Origin of the sequence: Nitratireductor luteus (assembly GCF_026162365.1) — a bacterium.
Classification (GTDB): Bacteria; Pseudomonadota; Alphaproteobacteria; order Rhizobiales; family Rhizobiaceae; genus Chelativorans; species Chelativorans luteus.
On the sequence record NZ_JAOANW010000001.1, the window covers coordinates 493,752 to 504,868 of the forward strand.

10 protein-coding genes are annotated in these 11,117 nt (G+C 62.1%); 8 read left to right on the forward strand and 2 right to left on the reverse strand.

Translation table 11 applies throughout. From position 1 onward, the window contains the following. Window positions 1-42 precede the first annotated feature (42 nt). The 8 genes from N1058_RS02475 to N1058_RS02510 all read left to right on the forward strand — a co-directional run bounded on the left by N1058_RS02475 (window position 43) and on the right by N1058_RS02510 (window position 8,988). Window positions 43-870, forward strand: coding sequence for a phosphogluconate dehydrogenase C-terminal domain-containing protein (locus tag N1058_RS02475; RefSeq protein ID WP_338040607.1), 828 nt, complete (start codon window positions 43-45; stop codon window positions 868-870). A 76-nt stretch (window positions 871-946) separates the two neighbouring features. After that, window positions 947-1,897: a D-ribose ABC transporter substrate-binding protein gene (locus N1058_RS02480; RefSeq protein WP_265515881.1), complete on the forward strand. Its 951-nt coding sequence runs from the start codon at window positions 947-949 to the stop codon at window positions 1,895-1,897. A 94-nt stretch (window positions 1,898-1,991) separates the two neighbouring features. Continuing rightward, entirely contained in the window at window positions 1,992-2,648 is a 657-nt protein-coding gene (locus tag N1058_RS02485) for a DUF2291 family protein (RefSeq protein WP_265515882.1), read from the forward strand. Beyond that, window positions 2,645-4,225, forward strand: a complete 1,581-nt coding sequence (locus N1058_RS02490) for a sugar ABC transporter ATP-binding protein (protein WP_265515883.1) — start codon at window positions 2,645-2,647, stop codon at window positions 4,223-4,225. The genes N1058_RS02485 and N1058_RS02490 overlap by 4 nt, the downstream gene beginning before the upstream one ends. Next, a complete protein-coding gene (locus N1058_RS02495; RefSeq protein ID WP_265515884.1) occupies window positions 4,222-5,289 on the forward strand; it encodes an ABC transporter permease in 1,068 nt (355 codons plus the stop codon). Before N1058_RS02490 ends, N1058_RS02495 begins: the two co-directional genes overlap by 4 nt. An 11-nt stretch (window positions 5,290-5,300) precedes the next feature. Further along, a complete protein-coding gene (locus N1058_RS02500) occupies window positions 5,301-6,329 on the forward strand; it encodes a Gfo/Idh/MocA family protein (RefSeq protein ID WP_265515885.1) in 1,029 nt (342 codons plus the stop codon). Beyond that, window positions 6,329-8,155 carry a D-apionate lactonase gene (apnL, locus tag N1058_RS02505; RefSeq protein WP_265515886.1) on the forward strand — a complete coding sequence of 609 codons (1,827 nt, stop codon included), beginning with the start codon at window positions 6,329-6,331 and terminating at the stop codon, window positions 8,153-8,155. The genes N1058_RS02500 and apnL overlap by 1 nt, the downstream gene beginning before the upstream one ends. Window positions 8,156-8,259: 104 nt before the next feature. Continuing rightward, window positions 8,260-8,988: a transcriptional regulator NanR gene (locus N1058_RS02510; protein ID WP_265515887.1), complete on the forward strand. Its 729-nt coding sequence runs from the start codon at window positions 8,260-8,262 to the stop codon at window positions 8,986-8,988. 100 nt (window positions 8,989-9,088) lie between these two features. On the opposite strand, the gene N1058_RS02515 is transcribed toward N1058_RS02510, so the two are convergent. Both N1058_RS02515 and N1058_RS02520 read right to left on the reverse strand, forming a co-directional pair. Continuing rightward, window positions 9,089-9,754, reverse strand: coding sequence for a potassium channel family protein (locus tag N1058_RS02515; protein ID WP_265515888.1), 666 nt, complete (start codon window positions 9,752-9,754; stop codon window positions 9,089-9,091). 2 nt (window positions 9,755-9,756) lie between these two features. Continuing rightward, complete coding sequence (locus N1058_RS02520; RefSeq protein ID WP_265515889.1) at window positions 9,757-10,935, reverse strand: low temperature requirement protein A; 1,179 nt, start codon at window positions 10,933-10,935, stop codon at window positions 9,757-9,759. Between the last annotated feature and the right edge of the window lie 182 nt (window positions 10,936-11,117).

Sequence of the window (11,117 nt, forward strand, 5' to 3'; positions counted from 1 at the left end):
TGATGATTGCCTGCAAATCTTTTCCGGCAACTGCGAGGAGAAATAATGAAGATCGCGCTTATCGGTGCCGGAGGGAAAATGGGAGTGCGTCTAGCGCGCAATCTCAAGGGTTCGCGATTCGACGTCGCGCATGTCGAGGTCAGCGAGGCGGGGCAGCAGCGCCTGAAGGAGGCGATCGGGGCCGATTGCGTGGCGCTGGACGAGGCGCTGGAGGACGCGCGCGCCGTTATCCTTGCTGTGCCGGACACGGCGATCAGGAAGGTCTCGGCCGGCCTCGTCGACAAGGTCGCGCCCGGTACGATGATTGTCGCGCTGGATGCGGCCGCACCCTTCGCGGGCCATTTCCCCGTTCGCGAGGACGTGACCTACTTCGTCACCCATCCCTGCCATCCGCCCATCTTCAATGACGAGACCGAGCTTCCCGCCAAGCGCGATTATTTCGGCGGCGTCGCCGCCAGGCAAGCCATCGTCAGCGCGCTGATGCAGGGGCCGGAGGAAGACTACGCGCTGGGCGAGGAGATCGCCAAGACCATTTTCCAGCCCATCCTGCGTTCGCACCGGGTGACGGTCGAGCAGATGGCGCTTCTGGAGCCCGGCCTTTCGGAGACGGTATGCGCCACGCTTCTGGTCGTCATGAAGGAAGCGATGGACGAAGTTGTGCGTCGTGGTGTCGACCCGGTTGCCGCGCGCGACTTCCTGCTCGGCCATCTCAACATCCTGGGCGCGGTGGTGATGGGCGAAGTCAACGGCGTCTTCTCGGACGCCTGCAACAAGGCCATCGCCAATGGCAAACCGCGCCTCATGCGCGACGACTGGCTCGGTGTTTTCGAGCCTGAAGAGATTACCGAGAGCATCCAGCGCATCACATGAGATCGAAGATGGCCGGACGCTCCGAGAGGGGTGGCCGTCCAAAGAAAATGATCGAAAGTCTATCAGGGAGGATATCATGACTTTCACACGCAGAACCCTACTTGCAGGCGCGGCCCTGGCCGTTTCAGTTGTGATTCCGGCCGCCTTTCCGGCGGCCGCATCGGCGGCCGATCTGATCGCCATCATCACGCCGTCACACGACAATCCCTTCTTCAAGGCCGAAGCGGTCGGCGCGCAGAAGAAGGCCGAGGAACTGGGCTACGAGACGATCGTGCTCGTTCACGACGACGACCCGAACAAGCAGAGCGAATTGTTCGATACGGCGATTGCCCGTGGCGCCAAGGCGATCATTCTCGACAATGCCGGCGCCGACGCCACCGTTGCCCCGGTGAAACGGGCCAAGGAGGCGGGCATCCCGTCCTTCCTGATCGACCGCGAGATCAAGGAATCGGGCATCGCCATCTCGCAGATCGTTTCCAACAATTATCAGGGAGCGCAACTCGGTGCGGAAGAGTTCGTCCGGCTGATGGGCGAGGAAGGCAAGTATGCCGAGCTTCTCGGCCGCGAGGCCGACACCAATGCCGGCATCCGTTCGGCCGGCTATCATGACATCGTCGATCAATATCCCGATATGGAGATGGTGGCGCAGCAGTCGGCCAACTGGAGCCAGACCGAGGCGTACGAGAAGATGGAAACCATTCTCCAGGCCAATCCCGACATCAAGGGTGTGATCTCGGGCAACGACACCATGGCGATGGGCGCGTGGGCTGCCCTGGAAGCGGCCGGCCGCAGCGATGTGATCGTCGTCGGGTTCGACGGCAGCAACGATGTGCGCGACTCCATCCTCAAGGGCGGCATCAAGGCCACCGTGTTGCAGCCCGCCTACAGGCAGGCCGAACTGGCGGTCGAGCAGGCGGACCAGTATCTCAAGACGGGCTCGACCGGCCAGGACGAGAAGCAGTTGATGGATTGCATTCTGATCACCGGCGATAACGCCGGCGATCTTGAAACCTTTGCCATGAACTGACGCGCCAGTGTGGCTTTGGCGGGTTCCGCATCGAGAAAAGATGCGGGACCCGTCGCCTCAAAGCACACCCTGATCTTCTGCCGAGGAGGCAATATTGATATTCCGCGACGCAACCCCGGCCGTCTGCATTGCCCTGATACTTACGGGTCTCGCCGGCTGCAAGCTGATCAAGAATGCATCCGAGGGCGGGGATGGCGAAATGGTCTCCGGCAAGTCGGGCGGGAATATGACCGCTCTGGTCGATGAAATATGGGATGCCCGGGTCCTGCCGCATATGCGCGACAGCGCCACCGACCTGGCGACCCTTGGACCGGCCATCGAGGCAGATCTCGACGCTGCCGGCGAAGCGCACGGCTACCGGCCCTCCAGCGAGGGAAGTCCATGGAATTTCGCGGTCTCGGTCAAAGGCGAGATCGTTTCGGCGAAGACCGACACGCGGGCAGCTACCGCTGATGTCGACGTGAATGGCGATGGCGAGGCGGATGCCGTTCTGCAGCTCGGTCCCGTCATCCGCGGAACGACGTTGCGCGACGTTCTGCCTTTCATCGATTTCACATCCTTTACCGATCAGATCGAATTTGCCCAGCTCTCGCGGGCGCTCAACACAAAGGCTTACGAGACGGCCCTGGAGGGCCTTCCGCGCGAGAGCCTCGTTGGACAGCCTGTCGAGGCGCTTGGGGCCTTCACGGTGCGCGGCAAGGGCGATGCCATCCTCATCACGCCGGTTGAAATGAAGCTGGTCAGACAATGACCGCCGTGAGCCAAGCGATGGGCGTGAGCCACGAGATAGGGCTGTCGGTGCGCGGTGCAACCAAGGTCTATCCCGGCACGCTGGCCCTCAGCGAGGTCGATTTCGACGTGCATCTGGGCGCCATAAACGTGTTGGTCGGGGAAAACGGTGCCGGCAAATCGACCCTGATGAAGGTCATTGCCGGTGTCGAGCAACTGACCTCCGGCGAGATTTTCGTCGATGGCAAAGCCGTCACCTTCGCCGATACGCGCGCTGCCGCACAGCACGGCATCGGCATCATTTTTCAGGAACTCAACCTGTTCCCCAATATGACGGTGGCGGAGAACATCTTCATCGCGCGGGAAAAGACGCGCGGGCGCATCGACATCGATACGGACCGACAGCGCAAGGCCGCGGCGGAACTGATGCAGCGGCTGGAGCACGACATCTCGCCCGACGCGCTGGTTGGCGAGTTGCGCATCGGCGAACAGCAGATCGTCGAAATCGCCAAGGCGCTGGCGCAGGATGCCCGCATTCTCATCATGGACGAGCCGACTTCGGCCTTGAGCGCCGCGGAGGTCGAGATCCTTTTCCGCGTCATTGCCGACCTGAAGAAGCGCGGTGTCGGCATTGTCTATATCTCGCACCGGCTCGAAGAGCTGATCCGCATCGGCGACTATATCACGGTGCTGCGCGACGGCAGGATCACCGGCTCGCGCGGCATGGGCGGCGTCGATGTCGGCTGGATCGTACGCAACATGATCGGCGCGGCTTCCAAGGATTTCGCGAAGACCGAGATACATGATCTGGGGCCGGAAGTGTTCCGTGCCGAGGAAATCTGCCTACCGGGCAAAAGCGGCGGTCTCACGGTCGATCATGTCTCCCTCACCCTCAGGGCGGGCGAAATCGTCGGAATATACGGGCTGATGGGGGCGGGACGTTCGGAGTTCTTCGAATGCATCATGGCGCAGCATCCCCACTCCACGGGGACGTTTTACGTCGATGGCGCGGTGCTGAACGAGCCCGACGTCGCCACCCGCATCGCCCGCGGCCTTGCGCTGATCCCCGAAGACCGCAAGGCAGAGGGGCTGGTGCAGATCATGGCCATCCGCGAGAACATGTCGCTGTCCAGCCTGAAAAGCTTCACGAGCGGCTTCCACCTCAACCTCAAGCGCGAGCGGAATGCGGTGCTGTCCTTCGTGCGCGATCTCGCCATCAAGATCGCGAGCCCGGAAAATCCGGTCAGCTCGCTGTCGGGCGGGAATCAGCAGAAGGTGGTGATCGCCAAGGCGCTGATGACGCACCCAAAGGTGCTTTTGATGGACGAGCCGAGCCGGGGCATCGATGTCGGCGCCAAAGCCGAGGTGTTCCGCACCATGCGGCGTCTGGCGGCGGAGGGGCTCGGCATTCTCTTCGTTACATCGGATCTGGAAGAAGTGATGTCGTTGTCCGACCGCATCATCGTGATGTCGAATGGCCGCATCACCGGAGAATTCAGCCAGGCGGAAGCCCGCGAAGAACAGATCGTTGCCGCGTCCGCCGAGGGGCATGCGCCCATGGGCCGCGAGGGAATCGACAAAGGGGAGAGCCGAACATGACATCCAACGCCGCTGCGGTGCCTACTCCCGGTCAGGGCGGCCAGCCGCTGCTTCTGCTCCTGCTCAAGCTGCGGACCTTCATAGCCCTCATCGCGGTGTTCACCTTCTTCGCCTTCGCAGCCCCGAACTTCCTGAGCACGGCCAATTTCGTCATCATGTCGAAGCATGTGGCCCTCAACGCGTTTCTGGCCATCGGCATGACATTCGTCATCATCACCGGCGGCATCGATCTGTCCGTCGGCTCCATTGTCGGCCTGTGCGGCATGGTGGCCGGGTGGCTGATCCTCAACGGCATCGACCTGGGCATCGGCTACACGCTCTACTTCAACATCTTCGAGATCATCCTGATCACGCTGCTCGTCGGGATACTGTTCGGAGCGATCAACGGGCTGCTCATCACCAAGCTCAATGTCGCACCTTTCATCGCAACGCTCGGGACGCTCTACGTCGCCCGCGGGCTGGCGCTCCTTTCTTCCGACGGCGCGACCTTCCCGAACCTTTCGGGCAATCCTGAATATGGCTCGACTGGCTTCTATCTCCTTGGCGCAGGTTCGGTGCTCGGCATCCCGATCTCGATCTGGATCCTCATCGCGGTCGGCTGCGGGGCAGCATATCTTGCCGGCTGCACGCCGCTTGGCCGGCACATCTATGCGGTCGGCGGCAATGAGCGCGCAGCAGCCCTTTCCGGGGTCAAGGTCAACAGGGTCAAGCTGTTCGTCTACATGTTCTCCGGCTTCTGCGCGGCGATTGTGGGCCTCGTCATCTCTTCACAGCTTGTCGCGGCGCATCCGGCGACAGGCGAGACCTTCGAGCTCAACGCCATCGCGGCGGCCGTACTCGGCGGCACCTCCATGTCCGGCGGGCGTGGACGCATCGCCGGAACGATCATCGGCGCCTTCGTCATCGGCATCCTGTCGGACGGGCTGGTGATGATGGGCGTCAGCTCCTTTTGGCAGACCGTCATCAAGGGGCTTGTCATCATCGCCGCAGTCGTGGTCGACCAGGCGCAACAGCGCTTGCAGGCGCGCGTGGCCCTGCAGCAGCAGGCGGCGCTCGGTCGGTAAGGAGAAAATCGATGAAAAGAGGCGCGTTGATTGGCTGCGGTTTCTTTGCACAGAACCATCTCCATGCCTGGAGGGATGTGGACGGGGCGGAGATCCTCGCGCTGTGCGACCGCGACGAGGCACGACTGGACGAGACGGCGCGCCGCTTCGGCATTGAACGAACCTATAGGGATGCCGCGGCGATGATCGAGGCCGAGGCACTGGATTTCGTGGATATCGCCACCACAGTGCAGACCCATCGCCCGCTTGTCGAAATGGCCGCGTCAGCGGGACTGCACATCGTCTGCCAGAAGCCCTTTGCCGAGACCATGGCGGAGGCGCAGGCCATGGTGCAGGTGGCGACAAGCGCCGGCGTGACGCTGATGGTGCATGAGAATTTTCGCTGGCAGTCGGCAATCCGTGCCGCGAAAGCGGAAATGGACCGGGGCGCGATCGGCTGGCCCTTCTGGGGCCGCGTCAGCTTTCGTTCCGCCTATGATGTCTATTCCGGGCAGCCCTATCTTGCCACCGACGAGAAATTCATCGTCCAGGACCTGGGCATCCACATTCTCGACATTGCCCGTTTCCTGTTCGGCGACGTGGCGTCCATTTCCGCCAGCACCAGGCGTGTGAACCCCAAAATCCGCGCCGAGGATGTCGCGACCATGATGCTGGTGCATGAGAGCGGCGCGACAAGCATCGTCGACTGCAGCTATGCCACCAGCCTCCCACGCGAGAATTTTCCCGAAACGTTGCTTGAGATCGACGGCAGTGAGGGGACGCTTCGGCTGGACGCCGGCTATCGGATGACGGTTCACAACGGCGAAGGAACCATCGAGCACGACGTTTCGCCGCCATTGCTGCGATGGGCAGAACGGCCCTGGCACAATATTCAGGAAAGCGTTTTGAACATCGAGCGGCACTTCATCGACTGTCTTTCCAATGGCATTTCACCGGAAACCTCGGGAGCCGACAATCTGAAGACGCTGGCGCTGGTCTATGCGGCTTACACGTCGGCCGCCGAGGGCAATCGGACGATTGCAATGCGGGATGCGGCCTGATGCCAGCGGAAGACGAAGCGACCAGGCTCTTCGGGACGGCCGCACCGCCGGCGCCCTACAGGTTTCTTCGCGCCGGGCTCCTGGCTGCCCGGTTGGAAGAGGGCAATCTGCGCTATATCCGCTATGACGGCCACGAAGTCCTGCGCGCGATTTCCTACATCGTCCGGGATCGAGACTGGGGCACGCTGGTGCCGCGCATCGCTCAATTGCAGGTCGAGGAGAGCGACGACAGTTTTCGCGTCGTCTATCGCGCCTCCTGCGTCAGCGGCGATGCATGCCTGACCTACCATGCCAGGATTGAAGGCAGAGCAGACGGGCAGCTCCTATTTTCGGTCGAAGCCATCCCGGACCGGGATTTTGAGACCAATCGCTGCGGCTTCAGCGTCCTGCATCCGATAGATGGCGTCGCCGGCACGCCGGTGACCGTCGAGCACTGTGATGGCGCGATCCGGAAAACGGTCTTCCCCGATCTGATCGAACCCTGGCAGCCGTTCAAATCGATCCGCGCGCTCACACACAGTCCCGCGCCCCATCTTTCTGCGGCCTGCCGCATGGAAGGCGACACGTTCGAGATGGAGGACCAGCGCAACTGGTCCGACGCCTCCTACAAGACCTATGTACGGCCGCTGGAGCTGCCTTGGCCCTATCTGATGCCGGCTGGGACCGCCAACCGGCAAAGCGTCGATCTGCGCGTCAAGGCAAGGGCAAAGAAGGCTGGCGAAATAAGCAGACCGGGTCGGCACGATGGGCCTCTGCGGATTGAGCTGGGAGACGTGATTGCAACGCGTTTTCCCAAGATCGGCCTGGCCGTCGCGCCGGACGAGATACGGGATGTGCTGACGCATACCGGCCTGCTGAGCGAGATCGGGCCGCAAGCGATCCTGTGTCATCACGATCCCACAACAGGGCACGGAAAGCAGGCTTTGGCGGGTTTCGCGGAATTGCAGAGGTCCTGCCCCGCCCGATACGAGCTTGAATATGTGGTGACCTGCGAGAGCGACCTTGGCGCCGAATTCGAAGCGCTCTCGGAACAAGTCAGGTCAGCAGGACTTAAGCTCGCTTCCCTCGCCGTTTGCCCCTCCGTCGACCGCCAATCGACGCCGCCAGGCAGCGCCTGGCCTGACTGCCCGCCTCTGGAGGCAATCTATGAAGCGGCGCGCAAGGCTTTCCCCGATATACCGCTCGGCGGTGGCATGTTCAGCTATTTCACCGAACTCAATCGCAAGCGCCCGCCGGTCGCCCTGCTGGATTTCGTCACCCATGCCACCAACCCGATCGTGCATGCGGCGGACGACGAGAGCGTCATGGAGACGCTTGAAACCCTGCCGCATATCACGCGTTCCGCGCGCGCGTTCATCGGGGCGAACACGCCTTACCATATCGGTCCCTCCACCATCGGCATGCGTCAGAACCCCTATGGAACGAGGACCTTCGACAATCGGCGTGGCGAACGCATCTGCATGGCCGCCGACGATCCACGTCAGCGTGGTCGCTTCGCTGCCACGTGGACGGTTGGCTATGGGGCACGGATTGTCCCGGCCGCTATCGGGTGCTGGACACCTGCCGCCTTCACCGGCCCGCGAGGCGTGCTGGACGAAGCGACCGGGGCGCTTCTGCCCATAGGCGAGGCGATTGCCGGCCTTGCCGGTTTCGCCGATGCGCGGCTGATCGATTGCCGGGTCAGCGACGACAAACGCCTGGCCGCCATCGCCGTGGAAATGGATGGCGGACCGGCCTTGCTGGCCGCCAATCTGACAACCCGGCGACTCGAAGTGGATTTCAAAGGCGGCTATGAGCTGGCGGCCTTCGAGGTACGGAGGATTTGAGCTGCCTGCGCGGTTCGCGACCATTTCGACTTGATATATATGTCGGTTTCATATTCGCGCTATCTGACAACCGAAATCGAAGCAGAACAAGGGTCGCTGGACCGATGGAAAACTGGAACGCTCTGGATACCGACGACGGCAAGATCGTGCGCCGCAAGCTGTCGGATCAGGTTCTCGAGCGGCTGCGCGAAATGATTGTCAGGGGGGAGCTGGGACCGGGCGACCTCATGCCGTCCGAGCGCGATCTCATGGAGCGCTTCGGTGTGGGCCGGCCGGCCGTGCGGGAGGCCATGCAGTCCATGCACACGCTGGGACTGATCGCCATATCGCATGGAGAGCGGGCCAGGGTGAGCGAGCTTTCAGCCGATCTCATGTTTCGCCAGATGGATATGGTCGCGCGCATGCTGCTCTCATCTTCGCCCGACAATCTGGAGCATCTCAAAGAGGCACGCCGCCTGTTCGAACTCGGCATGGTGCGTATCGCGACAACGAAGGCGCAGCCATCCGATATCGACGAACTGAAAAGTCTCGTGACGGCACAAAGGTCGAAGCTTGGTGATGCGGCCGCCTTCATCAAGGGCGACATGGCATTTCACCGCAAGATCGCCAGTCTTTCGGACAACCCGATTTTCGCTGCGATCAGCGACGCCATGCTCAACTGGCTGTTCAACTATCATACGGATCTCCTGCACTGGTCGGGGCAGGAGAATGTGACGCTCAGTGAACACGAGAAGATCGTCGCCTGCATCGAAGCTGGCGATCCCGATCGTGCCGCAGAAGCCATGCGCTCGCATCTCGACCGTTCGAACGACCTTTACCGCCATCACGACTGAGCGGCGGCCTGGAGCGCGTCAGCGATCGAGCCTGATCCAAACGGATACCGGTTCCGGAAAAGGTGATGGAGATCGTGTGCTTGATCGCCTCCCGCGGCTTCTATCGCGCCGCCGTGTGCATGCCGACGAGCCGCGACAGCAGAATAACCGTGTAGAGCACGCCGATGATGGCCTCGAAGGCGGCAAAGGCCTGGGCATAGAAACTCACCGGCAGGATATCGCCATAGCCCAGGCTCGTAAGCGTGATGTAGCTGAAATAGAGCAATTGCTGCCAGTCGACCTCGGCTCCCGACCCGGACGAGAATGCGCCCGGCTCCAGCCATGCGATCAGCGCGAAGATGGCAGCGAAGGCCGAGCCGATGACCAGATAGAGCGACGCAGCAGCCAGGATGATCTCGGTGAACACCTGCCGGGCTGCGAAGATGTACCAGGTCAGCACCACCATGATGACGCCGTGATACGCAATCGAGGTGATATAGACGGCGAGAGCCGTCAGTCGCGAAGGCGCGTAGGAATTGAAAAGCCCTGCCGTGAATACGGCGGCACCGGTCGCCGCGGCCGCCCAGCGAAGGGCGGCGTTGCCGGTCAAAAGCCAGGTGGCAATCACGAACATCGCTGCGTAGATCGCATAGAAAACGAACGGCCCGATAACGCCTTGGGTCGACAGCGGATAGATCAGGTTGTGAATTACCAGCGCCGCCAGAAGGCCGCCGGTCTTCAGAACCTCGGCACCGGGGCCTTCTCGTCTCGTCTGGCCGCTACTCACGATCAGGTTTCCTGACGGCGCGAGGACAGCCATGTCGTCAGCACCAGGACCGCCAGCACGCCGGTGCCGAGAACAAGCCCCGAAGCATGCAGCGCATGAACCGCGTAGCCGACCGCAAAAAGACCCAGAATGCTCACCAGGTAGACGGGCGGCACACGCCGCGCCATCGTGGCCCGGAAGAGTGCGTTGCCGACAAGGAAGATCAACGGCCCCGTCACCGCGATGAGGATGGTCGGCAGATGCGCGGGATCGTCGGGATGCGCGATGATCTCCTCAATGGCGACGGCGACCACGATCGCCCCGCAGACCATGATGCCATGTGCGTAGGCGAGCCCTGCGCGGGCGAGCCGGGTGTGGTTCTGTTCATGCTCGAAGGCATGCTCGCCCTCCGTGGTTCGCACGAAGTAGAGCCACCAGAGTGTCACAATGGTCAGGAAGCCGAGCCCTGCCGCCAGCAACGTCGCCCCGCCGAGCTCCCCGTCGACAAGCGTTCCGCCCAGAAGCAGGATGGATTCCCCAAGCGCGATGATGAAGACGAGTTGATTGCGTTCCAGCAGATGAAGGCCCTTGAGGGTCCAGCTCTCCATTGCCGTAGCGCCTTTTCCCGGCAGCCAGAACCCGGCATAAGGCGCGGCGTAGTCGATGAGAACCGCGAGGATCCAGAGCTCCAGACGGAGCGACGGAACGAGCGCGCCCGCGATCCAGAACAGGCCTGAGAAGGCGCTCCAGGCGCAAAGCTGGGCGTAGTTCCGCCCCATTGTCTGACCACGCATGACCAGCGCCGCATAGCCCGCCCGGATCAGCGCCATTGCAACGTAGGCGCCTACAAAGAGCTCCGCCCGCAGGCCGAACGCATAGGGCATCGCCACCGCCATCAGCAGCGCGCAAGCCATCAGCACGATCATCAGGGCGCGGCCGGCAGGGTGATCGGGATCAAGCCAGTTCGCCGCCCAGGCCGTGTAGTTCCACGCCCACCAGACCGCAGCGAAGACCGTGGCCGCTTGCAGAGCCCCGGTCCAGGTCTGATGCGCGAGCAGAAAGTGGGAAAGCTGGATAATGGAGAAGACGTAGACGAGGTCGAAGAACAGTTCCATGTTGGTGACGCGCACATGGCCACCGTCGCGTTCCGCCCTGATCGCACTTGCTGGCGCTAGCTTTGCAAGCCATGTGGCTTCTGCCATCAATCACAGTCCTCGTCCGCTACTGCCGAGGTTATACAAGAGTTCACTCAACTCAAAAGATAGGATATTCGGCTTGCGCCCCATCCTCGGACGGTGATGCGGGAAGGTGCTGCGCTTCGAGCTGATGATAGAACGTGGTCTGTCGCGACAGCCACAAGCATCAGGAAAGGAAGCGCAGCATG

What these genes read in the sequence shown, in the direction of transcription:
- N1058_RS02500 (WP_265515885.1), top strand. Translation starts at nt 5,301, where the DNA reads ATGAAAAGAGGCGCGTTGATTGGCTGCGGTTTCTTTGCACAGAACCAT.
- apnL (WP_265515886.1), top strand. Translation starts at nt 6,329, where the DNA reads ATGCCAGCGGAAGACGAAGCGACCAGGCTCTTCGGGACGGCCGCACCG.
- N1058_RS02520 (WP_265515889.1), bottom strand. Translation starts at nt 10,935, where the DNA reads ATGGCAGAAGCCACATGGCTTGCAAAGCTAGCGCCAGCAAGTGCGATC.
- N1058_RS02480 (WP_265515881.1), top strand. Translation starts at nt 947, where the DNA reads ATGACTTTCACACGCAGAACCCTACTTGCAGGCGCGGCCCTGGCCGTT.
- N1058_RS02495 (WP_265515884.1), top strand. Translation starts at nt 4,222, where the DNA reads ATGACATCCAACGCCGCTGCGGTGCCTACTCCCGGTCAGGGCGGCCAG.
- N1058_RS02510 (WP_265515887.1), top strand. Translation starts at nt 8,260, where the DNA reads ATGGAAAACTGGAACGCTCTGGATACCGACGACGGCAAGATCGTGCGC.
- N1058_RS02490 (WP_265515883.1), top strand. Translation starts at nt 2,645, where the DNA reads ATGACCGCCGTGAGCCAAGCGATGGGCGTGAGCCACGAGATAGGGCTG.